The sequence below is a fragment of the Desulfoluna sp. genome, from assembly GCF_030145185.1.
In the GTDB taxonomy this organism is placed as follows: Bacteria; Desulfobacterota; Desulfobacteria; order Desulfobacterales; family Desulfolunaceae; genus Desulfoluna.
Genome location: NZ_JAQYWB010000012.1, coordinates 54698 through 77899 on the forward strand (window position 1 = coordinate 54698; position 23202 = coordinate 77899).

19 protein-coding genes and 1 tRNA gene are annotated in these 23202 nt (G+C 50.7%); 6 read left to right on the top strand and 14 right to left on the bottom strand.

Going from position 1 to position 23202, the window contains the following annotated elements:
* Positions 1–102: 102 nt before the first annotated feature.
* Positions 103–179: transfer RNA gene (locus tag Q1Q75_RS05545), tRNA-Met, on the bottom strand.
* A 542-nt stretch (positions 180–721) separates the two neighbouring features.
* Between Q1Q75_RS05545 and Q1Q75_RS05550 the strand changes: the two genes are divergently transcribed.
* Positions 722–1489: an HD domain-containing protein gene (locus tag Q1Q75_RS05550; RefSeq protein WP_300668181.1), complete on the top strand. Its 768-nt coding sequence runs from the start codon at positions 722–724 to the stop codon at positions 1487–1489.
* 233 nt (positions 1490–1722) lie between these two features.
* On the opposite strand, the gene Q1Q75_RS05555 is transcribed toward Q1Q75_RS05550, so the two are convergent.
* The 9 genes from Q1Q75_RS05555 to Q1Q75_RS05595 all read right to left on the bottom strand — a co-directional run bounded on the left by Q1Q75_RS05555 (position 1723) and on the right by Q1Q75_RS05595 (position 8687).
* Positions 1723–1923, bottom strand: coding sequence for a hypothetical protein (locus tag Q1Q75_RS05555; RefSeq protein WP_300668182.1), 201 nt, complete (start codon positions 1921–1923; stop codon positions 1723–1725).
* A 107-nt stretch (positions 1924–2030) separates the two neighbouring features.
* On the bottom strand, positions 2031–2228 hold the full coding sequence (locus Q1Q75_RS05560) for a hypothetical protein (protein ID WP_300668183.1): 198 nt from the start codon (positions 2226–2228) through the stop codon (positions 2031–2033).
* Entirely contained in the window at positions 2225–2467 is a 243-nt protein-coding gene (locus Q1Q75_RS05565; RefSeq protein ID WP_300668184.1) for a hypothetical protein, read from the bottom strand. Before Q1Q75_RS05565 ends, Q1Q75_RS05560 begins: the two co-directional genes overlap by 4 nt.
* A 98-nt stretch (positions 2468–2565) precedes the next feature.
* Positions 2566–3882: a DUF1329 domain-containing protein gene (locus Q1Q75_RS05570; RefSeq protein WP_300668185.1), complete on the bottom strand. Its 1317-nt coding sequence runs from the start codon at positions 3880–3882 to the stop codon at positions 2566–2568.
* Between the two features lie 28 nt (positions 3883–3910).
* Positions 3911–5443, bottom strand: coding sequence for a DUF1302 family protein (locus tag Q1Q75_RS05575; RefSeq protein WP_300668187.1), 1533 nt, complete (start codon positions 5441–5443; stop codon positions 3911–3913).
* 39 nt (positions 5444–5482) lie between these two features.
* A complete protein-coding gene (locus tag Q1Q75_RS05580; protein WP_300668189.1) occupies positions 5483–6430 on the bottom strand; it encodes an FAD-dependent oxidoreductase in 948 nt (315 codons plus the stop codon).
* 23 nt (positions 6431–6453) lie between these two features.
* Entirely contained in the window at positions 6454–6822 is a 369-nt protein-coding gene (locus Q1Q75_RS05585) for a thioredoxin family protein (protein ID WP_300668229.1), read from the bottom strand.
* A gap of 203 nt (positions 6823–7025) precedes the next feature.
* Positions 7026–8348 (bottom strand): MFS transporter, encoded by a 1323-nt coding sequence (locus Q1Q75_RS05590; RefSeq protein ID WP_300668190.1) that lies wholly within the window; start codon positions 8346–8348, stop codon positions 7026–7028.
* Positions 8349–8381: 33 nt separating this feature from the next.
* Complete coding sequence (locus tag Q1Q75_RS05595; RefSeq protein ID WP_300668192.1) at positions 8382–8687, bottom strand: hypothetical protein; 306 nt, start codon at positions 8685–8687, stop codon at positions 8382–8384.
* A gap of 476 nt (positions 8688–9163) precedes the next feature.
* On the opposite strand from Q1Q75_RS05595, the gene Q1Q75_RS05600 reads away from it, so the two are divergent.
* The 3 genes from Q1Q75_RS05600 (at position 9164) to tig (ending at position 14095) form a co-directional block, all read left to right on the top strand.
* Positions 9164–10732, top strand: a complete 1569-nt coding sequence (locus Q1Q75_RS05600) for a sigma 54-interacting transcriptional regulator (protein WP_300668194.1) — start codon at positions 9164–9166, stop codon at positions 10730–10732.
* A gap of 308 nt (positions 10733–11040) precedes the next feature.
* Positions 11041–12573, top strand: a complete 1533-nt coding sequence (locus Q1Q75_RS05605) for a sulfatase (protein WP_300668195.1) — start codon at positions 11041–11043, stop codon at positions 12571–12573.
* Between the two features lie 205 nt (positions 12574–12778).
* Positions 12779–14095: a trigger factor gene (gene tig / locus Q1Q75_RS05610; RefSeq protein ID WP_300668196.1), complete on the top strand. Its 1317-nt coding sequence runs from the start codon at positions 12779–12781 to the stop codon at positions 14093–14095.
* Positions 14096–14231: 136 nt separating this feature from the next.
* Here the strand turns inward: tig and Q1Q75_RS05615 are convergent, their stop codons facing one another.
* Complete coding sequence (locus Q1Q75_RS05615; RefSeq protein WP_300668198.1) at positions 14232–14567, bottom strand: hypothetical protein; 336 nt, start codon at positions 14565–14567, stop codon at positions 14232–14234.
* Between the two features lie 227 nt (positions 14568–14794).
* Positions 14795–15400: an isochorismatase family cysteine hydrolase gene (locus Q1Q75_RS05620; protein WP_300668199.1), complete on the bottom strand. Its 606-nt coding sequence runs from the start codon at positions 15398–15400 to the stop codon at positions 14795–14797.
* Between the two features lie 414 nt (positions 15401–15814).
* Here Q1Q75_RS05620 and Q1Q75_RS05625 point away from each other — a divergent pair, with 414 nt between their 5' ends.
* A complete protein-coding gene (locus tag Q1Q75_RS05625) occupies positions 15815–16867 on the top strand; it encodes a hypothetical protein (RefSeq protein WP_300668201.1) in 1053 nt (350 codons plus the stop codon).
* A 1100-nt stretch (positions 16868–17967) separates the two neighbouring features.
* On the opposite strand, the gene Q1Q75_RS05630 is transcribed toward Q1Q75_RS05625, so the two are convergent.
* Positions 17968–19059: a GGDEF domain-containing protein gene (locus tag Q1Q75_RS05630; RefSeq protein ID WP_300668202.1), complete on the bottom strand. Its 1092-nt coding sequence runs from the start codon at positions 19057–19059 to the stop codon at positions 17968–17970.
* Between the two features lie 506 nt (positions 19060–19565).
* Between Q1Q75_RS05630 and Q1Q75_RS05635 the strand changes: the two genes are divergently transcribed.
* The gene (locus Q1Q75_RS05635; protein ID WP_300668203.1) at positions 19566–20681 is read left to right on the top strand and encodes a glycoside hydrolase family 3 protein; all 1116 of its coding nucleotides are present in this window, start codon (positions 19566–19568) and stop codon (positions 20679–20681) included.
* Between the two features lie 202 nt (positions 20682–20883).
* On the opposite strand, the gene Q1Q75_RS05640 is transcribed toward Q1Q75_RS05635, so the two are convergent.
* A complete protein-coding gene (locus Q1Q75_RS05640; RefSeq protein ID WP_300668204.1) occupies positions 20884–22461 on the bottom strand; it encodes a diguanylate cyclase in 1578 nt (525 codons plus the stop codon).
* Positions 22462–23202 lie beyond the last annotated feature (741 nt).

Genomic DNA, 23202 nt, shown 5'->3' on the forward strand with positions numbered 1-23202 from the left:
CGCCCCCTCGAACGAAGCACGAAGAACCAGGCACGAAGCACGTTTTTTAAAAAACAAAAAAGGCCCGGAAGAAATATCTTCCGAGCCTTTGTAATTTTTAATTGGTAGCGGGAAGTGGATTTGAACCACTGACCTTCGGGTTATGAGCCCGACGAGCTACCAGACTGCTCCATCCCGCATCAATGAAGGGCACACTACACGCCCCCCGGATGGATGTCAATCCCGATTAGCAAAAAATATGCCTTAATTTCTATTTAAAAAATTTAACCCCGGCTGGACTGCCGGGCAAAGGGCAAGAAAAGGGTGTTCTTGCGCACAGCTGAAGCGCCGCACCGATCATCGAAGCCGATGAGAGTGGAGGGCCCTTACACCGTATATGAATAGAGAACGATCTCGGTTTTCCAAACAAATGGTGCGCAAGCGGACCCTACGGGATGTCGCATGGCGAGTTGTTTTCGCACGCCCGGGTCGAGTGAGGCCAATGGGGCTGAATCGTTTCCCTTTACCCGCTCTATTTCATGTCAATGTGTCCCACCCTCTGAATCGCCGCACTCCCGTACGGCTTTTTCAATGACGAAGCGGAGCGCCCCCACAACAACGCACAAAGCACGAAGAACAAAGAACGCTTTTCTATCCTTTCAACCCTTTCAATCCCCCGCCAATGCTGTTATGCCACGAGGTGAGAAAATTAACCTCACCCCTACTTATGGATCACGCGATCATGGATCATCTCAAGCAATGGTTTGACGAATACACCGCCTCCTTTCTCACCGGCGTGGAAGACAACGACCGAAACATCCGCCTGAAACAGGAGCATACCCACCGGGTCTGCCAGGAATCGCTTTTTCTGGCAGATGCGCTGAACCTGGACGCGAAACAACGCGACCTCTCAGAAATCGCGGCCCTGCTCCACGATATCGGCCGCTTTGAGCAGTACCGGAGATTCCAGACCTTTGCAGACGACCGGTCCGTGGACCACGCCCGGCTTGGCCACGCGACCCTGAAAAAAAAGGGCTGCCTGGACCGGATAGCCCCTGCCGACAAAGATCTCATCGAACGGGTGGTCCTCTATCACAACCGGGCCTTCCTGCCGGAAGAAGAGTCTGAGGAGTGCCTTTTTCATACCCGTCTCCTGCGCGATGCCGACAAGCTGGATATCTGGTATGTGGTCACCTCGTATTACGCCGAAATGGCCACAAAACGAAACCCCACCATTGAACTCGGCCTCCCTGATACCCCAGGCATCTCCGATAAAATCCACGCCAGCCTCATGAATCGAACCGTGGTGCTCAAAGAGCACATGCAGAATTTAAACGACTTCAAGCTCCTGCAGATAGGCTGGGTCTTCGACCTCAATTTTGTCCCGGCCCTTCGCCGTCTCGAAACCAGAGGCTACCTTGACATGATCAAAAAAGCCCTGCCGATGGACCCACGAATCGATGAAATCTACGAAAACATCGCCGATTATATGCACGAGAGAATGCGGTAAAAGAGAAAACGAAAGCGTTCTTCGTTCAATGAACTCGTTTCACGAGTGCCGGTTTGAATAAAAAACAAAAACCCATTTTACTGAGAATAACGGTACTCCCAAAGCGCCCGTGTGCAAATGGACGGACGCTGTTGGGGACCGCAGCCCACGACGAATCACAGCCCCAGTGGATATGGACCACTTCAGCGGGACACGCATCCCGGGCTCTTGGCGTTATACGCCCCGCCTTATGCTCAGGGCTTGCGCCGTCTTGTAAAAAGGGGGCTCGTCAACACAAAACCAGCCAGCCCCAAGCCCATGACCAGCATGATGATCGGAAGGCCGTACATCTCCCATGGCAGGGGTAAAAGAACCTTGGCCATAATCGGCACCTCGGTCAGAATAAGCCCGATGGAGGCCGCAATCAAAAAAAATCGGGATACATTTAACATCATCGAAAAATCCTTCGTTAACTGGCAACCGGAGGATAAACATGAGCCAGACGTCATCGTCCTTAATCAGCGGCAGTTTCTGCCCATAGGCACTGTTTATCCAAAGGCTGTCAGGGTTCACGGCAACCGTCCGGCAGCTTGGCACCGATACCCAAAAGTATCAGCCCAATGCCCAAAAAAAACATCATGCCAATACTGGCCAGAATCATCCAGGCGATGGGCGTTCCCACATCCAGAAGCACCAGACTGTTGTCAACAATCAGGATCAGAGCAACAAATAAAAGCAACCATTTGGCGACGCGTATCATCTCTTCCTCCTCGCCACAGTGGCATCTGGCTTGGCATCCGACCCCACTTTGGACGACCAAAACAACTCACGCTGACAAAACGCCAGCAGGAGAACGGCGGCAGCCAAAAACAGATAACTTGTCGGGTTGGGCAATGGCCATCCAAACAACGGATTGGGCTTGCGACTGACCATGATCAAGACGTCGAAAAGCCAAGACACGCCAGCTAAAATAAACAGAACACGGTTCAGGGTCGACACGATCCTCTCCTTTTTATTGAGTGCTTTGAGGCCACGCCACCATCAGTCGCGCGGCCTCCTGCCGTAAAGGCCCAGCCTTAAAACCGGGCCTCGGCCATCTACCGGCAATAACGTACAAATCCACTCTTGCTGAACTCTTGTTTCTTGACCTGTTTGTCGGAGAGTAACATTTTATGGAATTCCCCTTTACGCGCGGATCGCGAGTAGGTCGTGGCTCTGTCCCGCTGAGGGTTAACCGTCAAAAACATGGGCACGGTCATCAAACGAATCGTATGGTCGATAGTCTGGTACCCCTGAGAGACAAAGACCGTCTCCGTGCTGAACTTTCCGTCACTGGCCTGGGTCGTGTATTTATAAACGGGATTAAATGTTTCGGCATCCACCCATCCGACGCCAGAGCCAAAAAGATAATCCGAATCATCACGCGGCGTATACTCAATTTCATAGACCTTGCGTTTGACCCAAACGATATTGGTCATGGCCCAGGGAGCACCGGCCCACCCCTCGGTCTCAAAGCCAAGCGCCAACGGCTGATTCGCCCCGATGTTTACGTCCACACCACCGCCTTCCAGCATCTCCACGGAACGCGCCTTTTCATCTAAAAAGGGCACCAGCATTTCTCGCACGCCCTTCAGTTTATACTCGGCGTTACGCACTTTAAAAAACGGTCCGCCCCAGCACTGATCATCTTCCGTACTTTCCTGACCAAAATAATGTTCCGAGCTGGCGGTGGTCGATGGCATGCGCCGTGTCTTGCGTGTACTGGGCATATAGGTGTAGCGTACCGTCCCCACATCTGGAACGATGGGTTGTTTGCACAGAGTCGCTATGCCCGAAATATCATACGGTGCTCGGTAGACCGCCAGCATCAGCCACTCATACTTGCCGTCATCGGGAGCCGGAATGAATGTGCGTCCTTCAAGTTTACAGGTCTGTTCAATTCCTCCTGCGCCGATGGTCAACTGTTTTGCGGCCATATCCTGATGACCGAGGGCGACATTGGCCTGATAAAAATAGTTATACATCAGCTTCCAGCCGAGTTTGGCATCATTGGCTGCCAACTCAGGAAAGGGGATCCCTCCGGCACGCAAATCCGTTGGGTATTTCTTGCCCGTTGCCGCTTCAATCAGATTACCGGCATCGTCCACCCCATAACGCCCGGAATTGGTCTCAAGGCTTTTTGCTATACCAGGAAGCTGAAAGCTGCCCGGGTCATAATCAAGCGCCCCGATTTTCAGTTCCACCCGCCCTGCCTTGACCTGATCCACTATAAAATCAGGCACCAACCCCTCAACCTGCTCCCAGTTGGCCTTGCTGACCACATCGCCCGGGGTGACATCGGCCATGGCCCCGGGAACGGCCAAAAGCAGTGCCAGTGCACAAACAATCCATGCCCTACCTGTCATTCTTTGCATTTGTTCCTCCTCCTTATTGATGACTATCTTAGAAAAGATAACTCACACTCATCTGCAGTTCGTTGCTGTCCTGTTTAAAACCAAACCCCTTATAGGTATCTGAGAGGCACCATTGATACCTGAGCTCAACCTCCCACTGCTGGCAATCGCTGACGACGATAGACGGGATGGCCATCAAGCTTCGAGTGGTCAAATCACACATACCGGTAATATTTGTTGTGATCCGCTGGTGCCAATACTCCGTACTGGCCACGGCAATGAGCTGGTGGTCATAACGGTCTTTGTAAAGCGTCTTGTCGGTATCCGGGTCTGTCCAGGGATAACTGATCTTAGAATCATAATCGGCAAACTGACTCCCGACATATTCGAAGGAACAGAAGATCTTCTTGTCCCTGTTAAGCCATGGAGCGCTCACGAACTTGTCGACCCCCAACCCCCAACGATAAACGTCTGAGTGCTCAATGTAGCCGTCTTCGGTGACCAACCCTTTTGCCGTCAACTCAGCAGCTCTTCCACTGTTGACCCCTTCGATGTTCAACGGCATATCTTTGAATATGGCCGCCTCGCCGCGCAGGACGAAATCCAGGCCGCTGAATGCGTAATTAAAACTCCCGCCATACACCTTAATGTCCTCAGTCACCAAATCAACGTGGACCGAAGTGGGAACGGTACCGGCCCCGGGAATAGTCGCTGTGTCATAACGCACCCGGGATGTCGGATTTTCAGCGTACATGCGGTAGTGTGCCAAATTGAACTGCAGATCACCGACGCTCATGCCGAGTTTGAAGCCATACCGGTCGTTTTCTTCGTTCAACTCCTGCATCGCAGTGGGCAATGCCGGTTTGGTACGAAGCCCCAAGGGCACCAGCAAAGCGGGGGCTCCGTCAGGCAGATCTTCACCGTTGGTATGCTCTACACCCCCAGGAATAAAATAACCTTCCAGAGAAGCACTATCGAAAGGACCCAGCCCGTAAATCGTGTGACTGCCCCGGGCGATCCACAGGGGCACCAGCCGTTCTTCCATATCGACTCCTGCCCCCTGGCTGTCCAGGGGGTTCACCCCGTCGAGAATGCGCATGGTGGTCATCTCGCCCCAGGAGAAAGCCTGTTTTCCCAGCCGCATAAAGTTCCCATCCGATTGCAAATCGAGGTAGGCCAGAAAAAAATCAGCGTCCCATTTCAGGTCGTCGACCTCATCCTGATCGAAGTATCGATAGCTGGCCCGGGTATCGGCATCACTCATCACATCCGGCCCGATGTCCCAGGCGCTGTCGTAAAAAAAACGGGGCTGCAGAGTCATGTGAGATGTCACCCCACTGGCAACCTCACCGATATCCCAATCAAATAGAACAATGGCCGAGTTACGCTGTTGCACCAAATCACCCGATTCAATGGGCAAAGGGGTATTTTGGGTGCTGTTCGTACGCACCGCAGCCTGTGAGCGAAGGCGTCCCTGGACCGTCATGGTCCCCGAGTCGTTCAAGGGAAAGGACGCCCAAGCGCACGGGGTGATGATCCACCCGATGGCCATGAAAAGGGCAATTAGTTGAAATTTTTTCATCACTGTTTCCTCTATGGCTCTTGCTGGCATTGCCAGCCATTAATTGTCATCATGATTCAGACAGCTCGTCCCAAAGTGCTCACGGAGGTACCGCTCCACCGCCAGAGCCGCCACGGTACCATCGGCCATGGCCGTGGTGATCTGACGATAAATCTTTTGCACCACGTCTCCAGCAGCGAACACCCCGCTGATGTTGGTTTCCATGCGACTACCGGTGACAATGTAACCGCTGTCGTCCAAATCAATACAATCGCGCAACATCTCAGTGTTGGGGTGCTGGCCCATGTAAACAAAGATACCGTCAACCGAAACCTCTTGAATCTGACCCGTCACAACATCCTCAAGCACCACGGCCTTCAGGCGATCCTGACTCACGATCGCCTTGACCCGAGTCGAAGTCCGTGCCGATACATTCGTGCAGGCAAGTAATTCCCGCTGAATGAGGGGGCTAGCAAAAAAACGATCGGCCATCTCAATCAACGTAATGTGCCCAACTCCCAGGGACCGCAGATAAAGCGCTTCGTCAAAGCCACTGTTGCCACCCCCCACCACGAGTATACGTTTGTCTTTATAGCCAATACCGTCACAGATCGAACAGTAATGCACCTGCTGACACTCTTCGGCCACCGTCAACGGAACCGGTTTTCTCCCGGTGGCCAGAATGACCGCCCGGGCATCATAGGCACTCTCATCGGTCGCGACCGTCTTCCATTCGCCACCAAGCTTCATCTCGACGATATCGGTGACCTCTTCAACGGTCACACCCAACAGGCGCATATGATCGGAGACCTTTCCCATCAACTCCATGCCATGAATCGCCGGGTAGGAAGGAAAGTTTTCCACCATATAAGTACTGTTCACCAGGCCACCACAGATCTCACGCTCAAGGACGACCGTCCTGAGGTTGGCCCGGGCTGCGTAAATGGCCGCCGTCATCCCAGCGATTCCGCCACCAATAATGATCACATCGTACGTGTCTTTGTTCATACGTCCATTCCCAATTCATACGTTCAAATCGTTTTGTACAACTCAGCCAATTCTTTGACGTTGAGCAAACCGATCTTGCGACCGACGATGCCTCCCCTTTTGATGAGGATCATTGTGGGGACACGTTCTACCTCAAGCGCCTGGACGGCCTGGGGGTTGGCCTCTGTGTCAATCTGAGCCATTAAAGCCTCAGAACCCTTTTCCGCAAAGCGTTGCATGACCTTTTTAATCGCCTTGCAGTGCGGACAAAGAGACTTGTAAAAGAGCAGGATGCCATCTTGCCGGGCGATAAAATCGGCATAGTTTTCATCGGTAAGTTCCATCAGATCCGCCATGTCCTTCTTCTCCTCTTCAATCGTAGTCCTCTGGTTTGTCACGCTATTCTTTTCCATCACAAAGGTGACACATTGATCATTCAACCCGAACGCGCAGAACAAACCAGAGAATTTTTTTTGTCTATTTGTGAGATAGGTTTCCAACCCGCCGATGGCGATGATGTGCCGCGAATATGCGGGAGCTGTCGATATGGAGATACCGACCGTTTATCCAGATACAAAAGCAGCGCTATGGATTCGTCTCAGCCAACAGCCCGCGGTTAATGGGTGGCTAACTCATGGAGATCCATCTCATCGGCTGCCGCAGAATCAGCCGGATAAAAACGCGAAGCGATATAGTAAAAGACGGAACCCATAAATGGAAACGGGCACAGGGCCAACATCCCGATACGCAGACCGTCACACCCCCCCCCGTACATATCCGAGACCATGCCCACCAGAAGCGATCCCCACCAGGAAAAGCCCAGGAACATGACCAGCACGCAGAGGGACGCCGCCTTGCCACGGTTGCGCAATGGCATGACATCCATGGTGATCACCTGAAAAAAAACGATGGTCATATTCGTAACGAAGGTAAAAATCGCCAGCATGATCGTAAAAACGGTCAAGGAAACCTGGCCGACAAACCAAAACTGCAGGACCGCCCCGACCGCCACGAAGGCGACAATAATCGACGCGAGCAACGGACGCCCGTCTGCCCGACGCGCCTGGAATTTATCCGCTAAAAAACCGGCAATAAGAGGAGCCACCGCCCCCGGCACAAAAGCGATGCCCATCACAGCGCCAAGCCTGGCCTCGTTGATGCCATAACTTCTCATAATCAATGCCGGCAGCCAGGACATCATGGTGATAAACAACACGTTGACGAATCCAGCGCCGAAAATGGTAAAGAGGAAGGACCGTACCTTTACCATCTCTTTAAACTCACTGAATAACGATTGCCCTTTGGCCACTTTGTCCACGACCGGAGCGGGGTCCCGAATGAAAACGAGAATCATCGCCAACACGAACCCAGGGGCACCAAAAACATAAAAGGGGACACGCCAATTGCCGGTAGAAGCGATCAGATAGCCGCCCAACACCACGCCGAAGATACTGCCGATAAACGCTCCGACATGCATCAGACTGATCACCCTGGCGCGGGTTTCCTTGGAAAAAATGGCTGAAAGCCAGGCGGCGCCTCCCGGATGAAAAGAGGACTCACCGGCACCGCAGCCAAAACGCATCATCATCATGACGACAAAGCTGTGCACCGACGCCGTGCCTACGGTGGCCAGGCTCCACAAGAAGCCCATCAGAGCCAGCGCCTTCTTGCGACTCCAACGATCGACCAACACCCCGGCAGGCAAAGTGATCAAGCCGACACCGATATACAGGACCGTCTGCAGGGCCCCCATCTGGGTATCGGAAAACCCCAAATCTATTTTTATGGCCTCAATCGCGATGGACAAAATCGAACGATCGGCATAATTAAAAACATTGAGAGTGACCAGAGTTAAGAGAATCGACCAGGCCAGCCCGCGACCGGAACTGCTTGTCTCTTCTACAGGCGGTCCTTTTAAAACTTCGGTAGTAACTTCCATTATGGTGTACCTCCAAAATGATATAGACGGCCATCAAAGGATTGATTTCCTGGAAACGCCCTCTTCCGAGGCACTCCTCGTGGCACTGATGCGCTCTGCCACGGTCGCCAGAATCCAACGAGCCATCTCATCGTCAATCACCCGACCCCGGCTGACGATGGCGTCGTTGATCTCCAGAGCCGGCATGCACTCAAGGACATTAAAACGGCTTAACTCCAATGGCTCAGCTACCATCATCACACGGCCGTAGAGGCCGTTATATTTCAGTGCACGAAGCAAGGTCTGTTCTGATTTGATTAATCGGTGGTAATCTAAATCCAGAATCCTAATCTTTAACATTGTCTATGATCTCCACTAACATGAATACTTATACCGCAACCATGAGGGTCGTTACGGTATTTACAAACGATGGTGGCAATCGGCCCCAGGCCGATTGTCGATGGCCAGGACAGACAACCGACAGTCCCATCATGGTAAGCATATTGCATGCCAGTCAGTGAGTCGTCTTTGAAGACAACCAAAAGATGGCCCACAATGCTACCCTTGAAAGTATGGAGACAGTTTTCATATGATAATTGGGGCTCACAGAATTTGGCGCTCTAACCTTATTAGTAATAAGAGACTGCCAAATGGGGAAATAAAAAATAGGACAACGGAAAAAATCTACCATACTTCAACTGAAATGATGATATACCGCAATTTGAATGATGACATTGCGCAATTAAGTCAAATCACGCAATTTTTAAGGATACGCATGTGGGAACCGACCCCAGAGTGCCCGCAACATTCTCCAACCCATAGGGACACTGAGATAGATGGATAACGAACTGAACGAAATCTTTCACCAGGTCACCATCCGAATCTGCGGCAGCCTGGATATCGAAACCGCCATGGGCAATACCTTTGAATACCTGCTCAGGATCTTGCCGCTTGAAGGGTTGTATCTCTCTTATGAAGACACCTCACCCCAGCCCAAGATCTCCTTTGCCATCGTCTCCCGCCAGGGAGTGACCTACAAGGCTTGGGATGCCTACATCTCCGATGCGGCAAGGGCCACCATGCGCGAACTCAAAACCCGCTACAACTCCGGAGAGGCCGTGCTCCTCAACAACCCCGACCTGCATCCCGAATTAAAGGAATTTTCACATCACATGCTTCCGGTATCGCACATAGCATCAAACCTCGGTATCAGCCTCACTTTGGACGGTGTAACCGTGGGAGCGCTCAATATCTGGGCCAAAAATCCCAATTGTTTCACCCGACGCCACGCCAGTATCCTGCGCATGCTTCGCGAACCCTTTGCCATCGCCATGGCCAACATCCGTCAACATCATGAGCTCTTGGAACTCAAAAATCGCGTAACGGATGACAACCGTTACCTTTCGCAGGAGCTCATGGCCGTGGTGGGTGATCACATCATCGGTGAAAAAGGCGGACTGAACGAGGTCATGCAAAAGATTCATCAGGTCTCCCCCTTAGACACCCCCGTTCTAATCCTGGGAGAAACAGGGGCGGGAAAGGAGGTCATCGCCAACGCCATTCATAATCAATCCAACCGTCACAAGGGGCCGTTCATCAAGGTCAACTGCGGCGCCATTCCTGAAAATCTCATCGATACCGAACTGTTTGGTCATGAAAAAGGGGCCTTTACCGGAGCCGCAACCCTGAAACGAGGACGATTCGAACGGGCGCACAACGGCACGATTTTCCTTGATGAAATCGGTGAGTTGCCTTTGTCGGCCCAGGTGCGCCTGCTGCGGGTGCTGCAACAACATGAAATCGAACGGGTGGGAGGGACCCAGGTCATTCCTGTCCATATCCGGGTGATCGCCGCCACCCACCGTGACCTGTGGCAGATGGTTGAAGATGGGCTGTTCCGAAAAGACCTGATGTTCCGACTCAACGTCTTTCCCGTGGTCATTCCGCCATTGCGGCAGCGGCTGCAGGACATACCCGATCTGGTTGCACACTTTGTGAGCAAAAAAGCCACTGAAATGAAGCTGCAGACCCCACCACCCGTCGATACCGCCTGCGTTGCAAAGCTCTCACAGTACCGATGGCCGGGCAACATACGTGAACTTGAAAATGTGGTCGAGCGAGCCTTGATACGATCAATGGGGCGTCCCTCAGATCTTCCCTTAATCTTTGAACCGGTTTGTGATTGCGGAGCCGTGGCTCCGACAGCGGCTCCGGTACAGTCAGCCGAGCCCCTGGAACCGTTGGACCAGCATATGCGGAGCTACATTGAACGGGTGTTGTCCTTCACCCAGGGAAAAATCCATGGCCCCAACGGAGCCGCGAGTATCCTGAGAATCAATAGCAGCACGCTTCGCACCCGCATGATTAAACTCGGAATCTCGTTTCGAAAGTCATCGCATTTCTGATCGCCATTCGATTCGGCCCACCGAGGCTTGTCTTCGCTGACAGGCGCTGTACCATCCTTTCACGTTTGTCGCTGTATACTGCACTTTTGCGGAATACAGCGATTCCATCACTCTATTCCGCACTCTGCCCCTTCGCATCATCAAACTCAATCCAACAAAAAAAATGTCTTTGCTTTCATGGGTGACCTCATTTCATAGGAGATCCAAACTGAGGGAGCTGTCTATATCTCCTATACTCCAGAGTTGGCACGATTCTCGCTTTAAGTAAAAAAAGCCAGGACAGGCCATCTTAACCAAGGAGAAACTTAATGAAAAAAAACATTGTACTGATCATGCTTGACAGCCTCCAGTTCAACTATGTGGGTTGTTACGGCAATGAGTGGATCAAGACGCCCAACCTGGACAAGCTGGCCAGCGAAGGAACACTCTTCGAAAATGCTTATGCCGAAGGGCTGCCCACCGTTCCCGTCAGACGCGCCATGTTGACCGGGCGTTTTACTCTACCCTTTAAAGGATGGGGGCCACTGGATAACGACGACACCACCATCGCCGACATCATGTGGGGCCGCGGTGTCCATACCGCCCTCATCTACGACAGCGCGCCTATGCGGCTTCCCAAGTACGGTTATTCCCGCGGATTCGACGATGTTATCTTCAGCCACGGTCATGAACTCGACCAGTACTTCTATGCCAAGGACACGCTCTACCATCTTGATCCCGATGACTACATCGATAAAAATTGCATGACCGAACCGGATGGCTCACCCCGAACCGGGATTCCTGAGGTAACCATGAACGAGTTACCCGAGTACCTCAAGCTCCGCCAGAACTGGAAAAGCGACGATGACAGCTATGTCGGCGTTGTGGCCAGTAACACCTGCAACTGGCTGCACAAAGTGGACAAGACCAAGCCCTTTCTGCTCTGGGTCGACAGCTTCGATCCCCACGAACCTTGGGATCCACCATCAGTTTGGGAACCGGACACAAAGTGCCCCTACGATCCGGACTACACGGGAAAAGACATGATCATTCCGCCCCTGGGAATGGCCGATTACTTCACCGAAGAGCAGCTGCACCACATCCGTATGCTCTACGCCGAGAACGTCACTGTTTGCGACAAACACGTGGGTAAAATCCTTGACAAAATCAAGGAACTCGGACTCTGGGATGATACCCTGATTATGGTGATGTCCGACCACGGTGAGCCCATGGGTCATGGCGAGCACGGCCACGGGATCATGCGAAAATGTCGTCCCTGGCCCTACGAGGAGTTGGTCCACGTTCCGATGATCGTTCGCTATCCGGGATACGGAGAAGGCAAACGAGTCAAAGGATTCGTTCAAACCTGCGACGTTGCCCCAACCATGATCGACTATCTGGCCATCAAGGAAGAGACATTGGAGTATGGCGCGCAGCAAATGACGGTCTGCAACCCGGACGAGATGCAGGGAATCAGCCTGCTTCCCATCATCCGTGGTGAAGCCGAGGGCCGCGATTTTGCTATTGCCGGATACTACGGATTCTCCTGGAGTATCATCACCCACGACTACAGCTACATCCACTGGATCGGACAAATGAAGGAGATCCTCACCGATGAAGCCTGCTTCAAATTTTCCGATATGGGCGGTATCGCCAAAGGAGAATTCACCAAAAGTCTGATGAAAGACGAGATGTGGACCTGCACGCCGAACAGCGAAGCAGAGATGCCCGAGGAGGATCAACTTTTCGATCGAAAGAGCGATCCCTTTCAGCTTAAAAACATCTTGAAAGAGAAACCAAGTATCGGAAAAGAGCTGCTCAAACAATTGATGGACTACATGGCCGAACTTCGAACGACATAGCCCAATAGTCTTTTCGAACACCGGGAAACGCGTCGCAAAGCCGTATCCCCCAGACGCAGGCGGGCAGAGGCAAAACCTCCGCCCGCCTGCGGCGGCCGGTACGTACGTACGAAAAAGTTGGCCGTCGGGTAAAGCAACTGCCAACACCACAATATGGGGATTCAGTAAAAAAATGGCGTCCCTGAAATCAAATAGAGAAAAACACATGGCATATCAAATTGAAGAGCTCTCCTCCGTGGAGAGAAAAATAAGCGTGTCGGTTTCACCTCAGGAAGTAAACATTGCGGTTGATGCCCTTATAAAAACCTATCGTGGTAAAATTGAGGCAAAAGGTTTTCGGAAAGAAAAGGTCCCCGACAGCGTCATCGAGACCCAGCTCAAAGAGGAAATCTTTCAGAAGGCCGCTCAACAGATTTTCAGTATCCACGTGAAAGAGGCCCAGGAACTCTACGGAATAAGACCTCTGAACTCCATCCAAATTGAATCCGAAGGCCTCCTGGAACGTGATAAAGAGTTCAATTTTTCTTTCATCGCTGAAATTATACCGCTCCTGGAGTTTGCGTCATACACCGGTGTTGAACTGGAACAACGCCAGCCCAAGGTCACAGAAGCCGATATCGATCATATAATTGAACGCATCAGGGACCGCTTCGCCCGCCTGGAAGAGATCACAGAAAATCGTTACCCCGCAGACGGCGACGTGGTGTCGGTTGATTTTTCGGCACTGGGAAAATTTAAGGGCACTTCAGGAACCACTTATTCGGATTTCCGGTTCGAACTGGGGACAGGGGAGCTGGTAAACGATTTCGAAACGTTGGTTAAATCTTTAAAACCAGGAGAAACAACGGTAGGCCCCGTTGCCTTTCCCACGGATTATTATCATCCAAAACTGGCCGGTCAAACCGTTGAAATGCAACTGATGCTCAAACATCTCAGCCGCAAAATTATTCCTGCAGTCGATGAATCGTTCACAAAAAAGGTGGCCAATGTGCCCACGGAAGAAGCGATGCGAGCAACGTTGCGGCAGCGTCACAAAGCAAAGTTAGAAGAGAGATTCACCGAAGAGGCAAAACACCGATTGTTGGATCTGCTGATGAAAGATATGGATCTTCCCATTGTCCCCACCTTGATGAATAGAAATATCGAGGAAGTCCTGACAAACTACACTTCAAAAATGCAGCATATCGGACTGTCCATCACCGAGATCCAAGACCATACGGAAGAATGGAGAGAAAAATTTCTCCCTGCCGCAAAGGCTGCATCCAGAAAACAATTTTTTCTCCTTTCGATCGCACGAAAAGAAAAGTTGAAACTGGATATGGATACCATCAAAGAGGAAATCAGGCGGTTGGCAAACCAAGCAGAAACCGATATCAATCAGTTCATGATAGAGGTCCAGCAATCCGGCTATATCTCCGTTATCAAACAAAAATTGATCATGAATAAAACCATCGATTTTCTCTACAAAAAGGCCAACATAACCCTCGTTGACCAGCTCAGCACCTGCACCTTCGATGTTTAGCCCGGATATTTCATGAAAAACCGCAATACGAAAGAATATACATCTTTATTACAAAGCGTTGTGGCGAAAAAATTAGATACTCTAAAAATACAAAGTGTCATTTTCGGTTTGCTGTTTAATTTTCTCACCCTTCGGGCTAAGCTTTGTTTTGCGCTTCAAGCAATTCATTTTTCTGTTTTTCCAACGCTGCCAGCTTTCTCTTAAGGCTGTTTATTTCCGTTGTTATTTTTTTCAACGCATGTTTTAGCCGTTGTTTTTCCAGGTCATTGGAGCCATGCAGCTCTTCGGCTAATAATTTAACTTCAATCCGAAGCAACCTGAAATAGGGGGTCCCATGGGCATAATTTTGCCGGAACTGCATTTTTCCGGCTCTCATTGCCTCTATGATCTCATCTTCCCGAAGGCCAAATTCTTTACATGCATTTTTATGACTTAAGGTCGCCCCTTTTTTTGCCCACTGTGATTCTGTCACGTCCCACTCATCCTTTTAAAACTCCGTTCCTGTTTACCGATTAAAGAACAAAGGTTAAATGCCATAGCGATAATTGCCCCCGGCAGAGCCGCCGGCATAAGCTGAATAATAACGTTCCCTGTTCCCTACTCACTATTCCCTATTCACCACTCACTATTCACCACTCACCACTCACCACTCACCACTCACCACTCACCACTCACTCCTGACCACTCACTTCTCGCCATTCACCGCAAAAACACATCCGTCTCCACACACGTCACCCCGATATTTTGAATATCAAGGATATTGGCCTGGGCAATCTCCGGTGTCTGGGCCGAGGCGGCATCGGTCACCAGCACCCCCTCGTACCCCAGGGCAACGGCATCAAAAAGGGTGGCTCTCACGCAATTGGGGTACTGGGTCCCACACACCACCAGCCGAGTGATCCCCAACCTGCGCAGCATAAAATCGAGCTCCGTGTTCATAAACCCGCTGTACCTGTTCTTCACCAGCCGATATTCACCTGGCAGCGGCTTCAAGACCGCAACGATCTCGCAGCCCGTTGTGCCGGGGACGACAAAACCGCCCGTCTTCCGGAAAAAATCCTGCCGGTTGGCCTCCACATCGCTGCCGTCCTCCCGATACTCCCGCACCACATGAAAGACCGGGGCCTTGGCCTGTCTGAATCGGTTTAATACCTTCGTGATTCTCGGCACGGTCTCCAGCGCCCCGTCCACACAGACCGGGGCCCCGGGGAGCACAAAATCGTTCTGCATGTCGATGATAAGCAATGCCGTATGACTCCACATGGTCTCTCCTTTATAATGATCCTGCGTCACGGTGCCATTCAAACGAGGCCTCCTTGCCACCGGAGGCTGTTATTTATGAGCTGAATCGTTACAAAAAATCTATTAAAAAAATCATGGGGGTGCGAATAAAGAAAATACCGGTTGCTCACCTTTGAAAACTTTATTAGTAACGATGCAGCTCAACATGATCGCAAAAAAGCCTGCGGCGGTCCTCAAAAGCTGACTGCAAATGCATTCTGACCCCTGCCAGGGCATATCTTACGGATGCGGGTTGAGTGACCATCCGCCCATGCAGGCGAAGACGACAACCTCAGGGCGCCTCCTTACTGTCTTTGGATGGAAAATTATCCGAGGTGTATACTGAGGCACTGTCAGTTAAACATTTTTCAAAAAATTCGGAAAAAGTCTGGCTACTGACACGACCAACGGAGGCATGGACAGGATCGATGGACTTTTGTGGATAAACAATTAGATTTGCTGTGGCACCTGCTGGACGGGCTCAAGTCGTTAGCGGCGACCCCGAACTATCACGCCCTCTTCAAGGATACCTGTACCCTCTTTGTCAACGCCGGGCCCTGGGAGCTCCTGGGGCTGTTTCTCCTCTCCTCCCTGCTCATGGTCTGGCGACTCAATGCGATTGAACAAAAGGGATTTGAAGGCACCGTCATCGGCACGCTGGTGATGCCCTACTGCTCCGGCTTTGCCAACCTCGCCTTCGCCTACGTCATGGGGACCTCCGGGGGGGATGCCGCCATGGTGCTTGAGAACTGCATCGTGAACAACGTGACGAACCTGACGATTCTCCTTGGCATTCCCGCGCTCCTCTGGGGGCTGACCCTCTCCGGAAACAAGGAGGACCGATCCGAAGAGAAGCTGGACTACCTCTCACTCCTTCTCACCCTGATCGCCATGATCTTTTTCACGGCAGTGACCTGGGCCCTTGCCCGTGATCACGTCCTGGACCAGGGGGATGGCCTGGTGCTCATCGGACTCTTCCTGTTCTGGCAGGTCTTTCAAATTTTCGATCTAATGAAATCCAACGTTCGGAAGGAAAGGGCCATCAACCCATGGATTCTCGTGGACCTCATCCTGGTGGGCGGAGCCGCCTGGGGAACGTATTACAGCATCGAAGGGCTGGTGGCATGGGTCTCCAGCGGGGGAGGCGGGGGGATTATCTCTTATAAGCAGATTGGAATCCTCAGCGGCCTCCTCATGGTGGTCCCCAACGGAATCCTTGCCTTCTATTACGCGGCCGTGGATCGGTCGGATATCGCCTACTCCTCCCAGATCGGAGATGGCCATATCTGTATTCCCATGTGCATCGGCATCTATGCCGTCTTTTCCCCCATCAAGATCCCCGCCTCCTTCGAGGCCGGGGTCATCACCATCATGGCGGCCGGCACCGCACACCTCGTGTTTGTCGGCGTCTTCAAACGCCTGCCCCGCGCTGCGGGCGCACTGCTTGCCGCCAGCTACGGTTTCTTTATCTACAAAGGGATCTTAGGATGAAGGACTGTGAAAAAAAGGCACAAAAAACGATGCCTCCGGCGGCGAGGTGTGCCACCTCGAAAGCAGGTTGCGAATGCCCTCACCCTTCGTGCCTAAGGGTGATCACATTCGCTGATGGCGTAATCCGTGGTCTGGGTTGCCATCGGGGAAAAAACTATTTGGCATCCAGCGGCTTTTTACTTTGTAGCTATTCAGCGTCTGTGAAATATCTGGGCTATAGTGGCAAAGTGTAAAAAAAGGAAACACGCGTACCCTGTATGTGAGGCGTTTCCGACGGTGTGGGGGGTATAAGGTAGGGTGCGCTTGCGCACCGCCGTAGAATCGCAACGGTCATGAAAGCCGATATACGGATCCCCTCACGCAGCATAGAAATGGCAAGAGGAGTTGGTTTCCCAAACAAATGGTGCGCAAGCACACCAGGGTATCGCATGACGGAATGTTTTCGTTATTCTATCAGTCGGAGGGGAATTAGGCTGAATAGTTACCAAATGCATAACCTTTTATTGAATGAAGCTAAACACGATTTCTTATAACGAGGTAAACAATGCCCAACACTTTCGATTCACCCAGAGAACAAAACCTCAGCCTCTACATTGTTTCATTATTAATCGCCCATATCATATCCGGTGTTTTTCAAACGCCGCCCCAAATCATTGAGTCTGGTTTAACTCAAGGGCTCTCAAAGCTGAGTATATGCATTGGATACTCTTTTGGAATTTTTGCTTTATTTGCAATTGTTTCATCAGTACTGTATTTGACCGTTGTGTTTTTCGTTAAATTCAAACATAAAACATTTTATTTCAAAAAAGAATTATGCAAAACGTTACTGATTACACTTGCCTTAAATTTTTTAGTTGGTTTTATAATTGTGCCAAAAATCTTATGATTTCATCCCAATTTGGCCCACCGGTGACAAACGGGCGAGTGAGTTTTCTAAAAAACACACAATACCGTCAAACGACACCTTCTATCATTAAAATGGGTAGAAAAAACAGGCATTCGGCGGCGCGAGGTGTACCACCTCCTCGAAAGCAGGTTGCGAATGCCCTCACCCTTCGTGCTTCAGGGTGATCACATTCGCTGATGGCTCAAGACGTGGATCAGCTTCCCTCATCCATAAAATCATTCCAGAGACTCACCCTGTTCCTGCCCCCACGTTTGGAATGATAAAGAGCGGTGTCCGCGCGAGCGATCCAAGCCAGCGCATCGCAGGGCTCGGAGTCGGCCCGGTTTTCCGCAATCCCAAATGACAGAGTAATGCGAAGGAATTCGCCGGGTATCGGCTTTCCGGCTTTATCGGTTTTCCCGAATGCGTGCGCCTCGATTTTTTTGCGGAGTCGCTCGACGATCGCGAAGGCATCAGAGCGTTGCGTCTCATCGAGCACCAGAAGGAACTCTTCCCCGCCATACCGCCCTGCGACATCAAAATCTTTCCGCATGGAAGCGGAGAGGATCTCCCCCACCTCCTTCAGGACCAGGTCGCCCTGGATATGCCCATAGGTATCGTTCACCGCCTTAAAATGATCGATATCGCAAAGAACGATGCTGGCAACGGCCTCGGTCTTCCGGGTGAAACGATTGCAGAGGCGGGACACCTCCTCTTTGATGCTCCGGCTGTTGTGAAGCCCGGTGAGACCGTCGTAAACGGCCAGCTGTTCAAGCTGCGTTTTGATCAGGATCGTGCTGAGAAAATTGCACATGATTTCACAGACACTGGCCTCATAATCCCTGACCCCGGATTCCTGGCCACAATAATCCCCCCCGAAGAGATATCCGCCACCGAGACTCTCGGGCACATAGACAAACCCCATCATATCGCAGCCCTGGTTGGGCACATTGATATGAGAGATCTGCCGAGAGGTAAAGGCCAGGATCTCATTGATATAGATCCCTTCGGGGTGGTCCAGATCCAGCCTGAGCTTCTGCCCCTCGCGCAGGTCGCTTCGGTAACCGATCGGATCGAACACGCGAGTCACTTCGAGGATCAACCAGTTATCGACCACATTGCTCACCTCATAGAGCACGCTGACATCAAAAGCCATGGCCTCTCTCATGATATCCAGGGGTAAATGAAAGCAGGCGTCCCGCTCCACACTTGCATCCATACCGGTGAGATACGAACTGAGGGAGCCAAGCTGGTTCAGAACATGTTTCGCATCTGTTTCGGCCTTATCCATATCACTCCTGATCATCGCTCCATCCTTTGCTTGTTGCCCATATATAAATCGAAGGGATACTATCTCAATTTTCCCTTCAACATACCAGATCTATCTACCATCCGTGCTAACCCGGATATTTCATGAGAAAACAATCAGGACTAAGAAATAATCCGTCATGACAGTTCTTCCCAGTCATATTTTCGGTCGTTTCAAAAATGTAAAATGTAATCCACGGTATTCTGTCTGATTTTCTCACCCTTCGGGTCAAGAAGGTCCCTGTGTGAAAAAACAGGCAACCAGAATCGATTTCAGACTTGTCTTAAATGACAAAGGAGGGGATATTCGCATCGTGGCTATGTTTTGTTTTGCAACAAGAGAGCCGTCCATGAGGCATGGCTCCACATAAGGGGAAGACACATTGAACGATAATATACCGAAATAAAAACGGCCTGCTTTCAGGTGAGGTGTTTAACGCCCTGACGGATGAGACTCGCAAGCGTATCCAGACCTACAATCAGATATACAAGTAAAGCAAGGTTATGACTGAATTTTCAAGATGGTGTTTTATTGTTTTGATCAGTGTGTCGGTTTTTACGGGATGTGGAAACAATGATCAACAGGCCGTTGCCATAGAAGATCAAATCGGGCAGATGCTGATGGTAGGGTTCCGGGGGACCTCGCTCGCCCCTGACCACCACATGGTCTCCGATCTGGAGACCTTCAATGTAGGGGGGATCATTTTATATGAATACGATGGCCCCTCCCGGTCACGTCCCCGAAATATTGAATCGCCTGAGCAATTAAAACAACTGGTCCTTGATTTAAAAGCCCATGCCAAAGAAAAACTGTTTGTGGCCATCGATCAGGAAGGTGGGGTCGTCGACCGACTGAAAGAACGCTATGGCTTTCCAGCGTCTGTCACGGCGCAGTCCCTTGGTGAGCGCAACAATGAAAACACCACACGCTTCCAGGCAGCCATCATGGCCTCCACCCTGAAAGAAATGGGAATTAACATCAACTTCGCCCCCGTGGTAGATGTCAATATCAACCCCGACAGCCCGGCCATCGGCGCACTCGGAAGAAGCTTTTCAGACGACCCCGAAAGGGTGGCCTTTCACGCCGGGCTCTTTATTGAAGAGCACGCAGACCGCGGCATTCTCAGCTGCTGCAAACATTTCCCAGGCCATGGCAGCGCCACAACCGATTCCCATTTGGGCCTGACCGATGTAACAGACACCTGGAGTGACATCGAACTCGACCCCTACCGGCAGTTAATCGGCAATGGACAATGCCGGATGATCATGAGCGCCCATGTCTTTAATCAACGGCTCGACCCCGATTATCCCGCGACCCTGTCCGAAAAAATCCTCACGGGAATACTCCGGGAAGAACTCGGATTTAACGGGGTCATCGTCTCTGACGCAATGGAGATGGGTGCCATAAGAGAAAATTTTGGAACCCGGGAGTCCATTGAAAAAGCCATCAATGCTGGCTGTGATATCCTCGTTTTCTCCAACAATATTACAACGTACAACGAGCATATGGTCCCGGAAATCATGGACATCATTTTCAGCCTCATTGACGAAGGCAAAATTTCGAAAGAGAGAATTCGACAATCCTATGATCGAATCATGACGTTGAAAGAAAGCGTGTAAGAAAATAAGGAGCGGGCCACAGATCACACAGATGGACACGGATGCGGCTACGCCGCTGGGAAGGGGCCAGGGGGAAACAGGAAGAGTTCGGGAAAAATAAAAACAAAAAAAATGCCTCCGGCGGCAAGGTGTGCCACCTTGAAAGCAGGTTGCCGCTGCGCGAGCTCTAAAACGCAAAAAGTAACACTTCAGGCCGGATATTTCACGAGTCGAGTGCACCCATAGTCAAGGCATCAGAGTTGCAGATGTAGTGGTTTACCTCAATAAATGCATAATTATTTTTTCCTTGGCGTTTTATCTCGTACATCGCTTGATCTGCCAATTTGACTAATTCCCGAGGACATACTCCATGGTCAGGATATAAAGAAATGCCAACGCTGGCACCAATGATTACCTCCACGGTCTCCAATTTATACGGAGTAGCCACCGCTTTAATAACCTTTTCGGCTACCGTCGTAATACAGTCTTTGTCTCGGACGTCCGTAAGTAAAATCCCGAATTCATCGCCACCAACACGTGTCACCGTATCGACCTCCCGAACACTGGAACAAAGCCGAGCTGCCGTTTCCTTTAGAACCTGATCACCAGCCCCATGACCGAAAGAATCATTAACCGTCTTAAAGCCATCAAGATCAATAAATAAAATCGCCACCTTTGTTTTATTACGCTTCGCGACAGCTAAGGCACTCACCAAACGATCCATAGCAAGTCGCTTCGTAGAAAGTCCTGTTAGAACATCATGATTAGCCATATGGAGGATACGTTCTTCAGCATTCTTCAGTGCAGTGATATCTTCCTCCACCGCAACATAATGGCGAATCTTTCCACTCCTTTGTTTAACCGGTGATATCGATGCAATTTCCCAAAACAGTTCACCATTCTTTTTACGGTTATGAAACTCCCCCCGCCAAGTATCTCCAGCAGATAGCGTTTTCCAAAGAGTAGCGTACTCTTCAGGGGACGTTTCGCCAGAACGCAAAATACGAGGATTTTTTCCAATGAGTTCTTCCGGTAAATACCCCGTCTTCTCCGTAAAAGCTGGATTTATGTACTCAATAGATCCGGTTGTATCGGTAATAATTATCGATGAAGCTGATTGATTAACTGCAAGGGAAACAATCCGAAGTTCCGATTCCAAGGTGGCCTGAGTCATCAGGATGAGCGCTATCGCACTTCCCCCAATAATAAATATTCCACCCAGAAATACTAACGACGACGAAATGCTCGGATGCATCAAAGGGTTTTCAAAAGGAGACAGCAGTGCTATTGCTCCCCGTCCCCCATGGGAAATGCCAAACAAACCGAAAAGAGCAGCCACTGCAAATCCGGTGGATCGCCAAGGTGCATTGTTATCACGTACCAAGGTCATAACAATGGCAAAGCAGATCATTGCGAGCGCAGCGGAAAGAACGACGACTCTGATATTAAAATTTTGATCGACATAGCTGGAATAGTAAAAAAGCATGACGGTTATAGGGGGTAGGCCCAAATCAAAAAACAAGAATGAAGGACGGCCTGTAAAAACACGAATCCCCCGTAAGATAAGCACAAACCCGACCACAAAAAGTGAATTAGCAACGACTATAGTGATGAAATCGGGAATATTTCCACGCCCACAGATTAAGATACTGCCTGCGGAAACACAGGACATACCCGCAGCCCAGAACCCCGCGCCATTACGCTGTGACTGAAATCGCCACAGAGAAACCAAGGCCACAGCAGAGCCAATCGAGACAAGTGCCGTTGCGACAAATAGAGTACGGATATCTAACTCAAGCATTGTAGATCCATTCAAATAATAAATTACATTTAACTGGTGACTTCTTTTGCTCTTAAAATGATAAGAATTCACTTTTTTAAAATATTCTAAATTAAGAAATACAAGGTACAAAAGCTCAAATCTTGTGTCAAGGTAACTATTCTACTCAACATGACCTCACCAACCGTAACTTGTCTGGTTTCAGATACCAGCCTGGACGTTTCCAAGTGGTTGTTATCAATGACAAAGGAGGCCTCTTTTTCCGGCATAAACCATTTTATTTCTGTATGCCAGCTGTCAGCAAAACACAATGCGACACTTTTTCCGAAAAGAAATAAACGTGGCACAGCTCACACAGATGACACAGATGACACAGATACAGCTGCGCCGCTGGAAAGGGGCTAGGCCGAACCGGGAAAAGCTCATTAAAATACTCTATCCAGGCGTCAACGATGCCTTTCTCACGCTTGGGAGCTCTCTATAGTCCCCCGTAAAAATGATTTTCGGGCGCGCCGTGCTCCGTCGCGGCTTTTTTTGCTCGCCATCACCCACACCGTTTCGAAACGCAGCCGCCTCGGATTCACAGGGCTCTTTATAAAAAAACACAAAAAGTAACCCTTCAGCCCAGCCTACCTCAGGCGGCAAGGATGACAAAAAAATCCCGTCATGCGACATCCCGTAGGATGTGCTTGCGCACCATCTGTTTGAAAAGCCAACGCATCTCGCTATTTTTATGCTTCGTGGGGAGCATCCATCCATCGG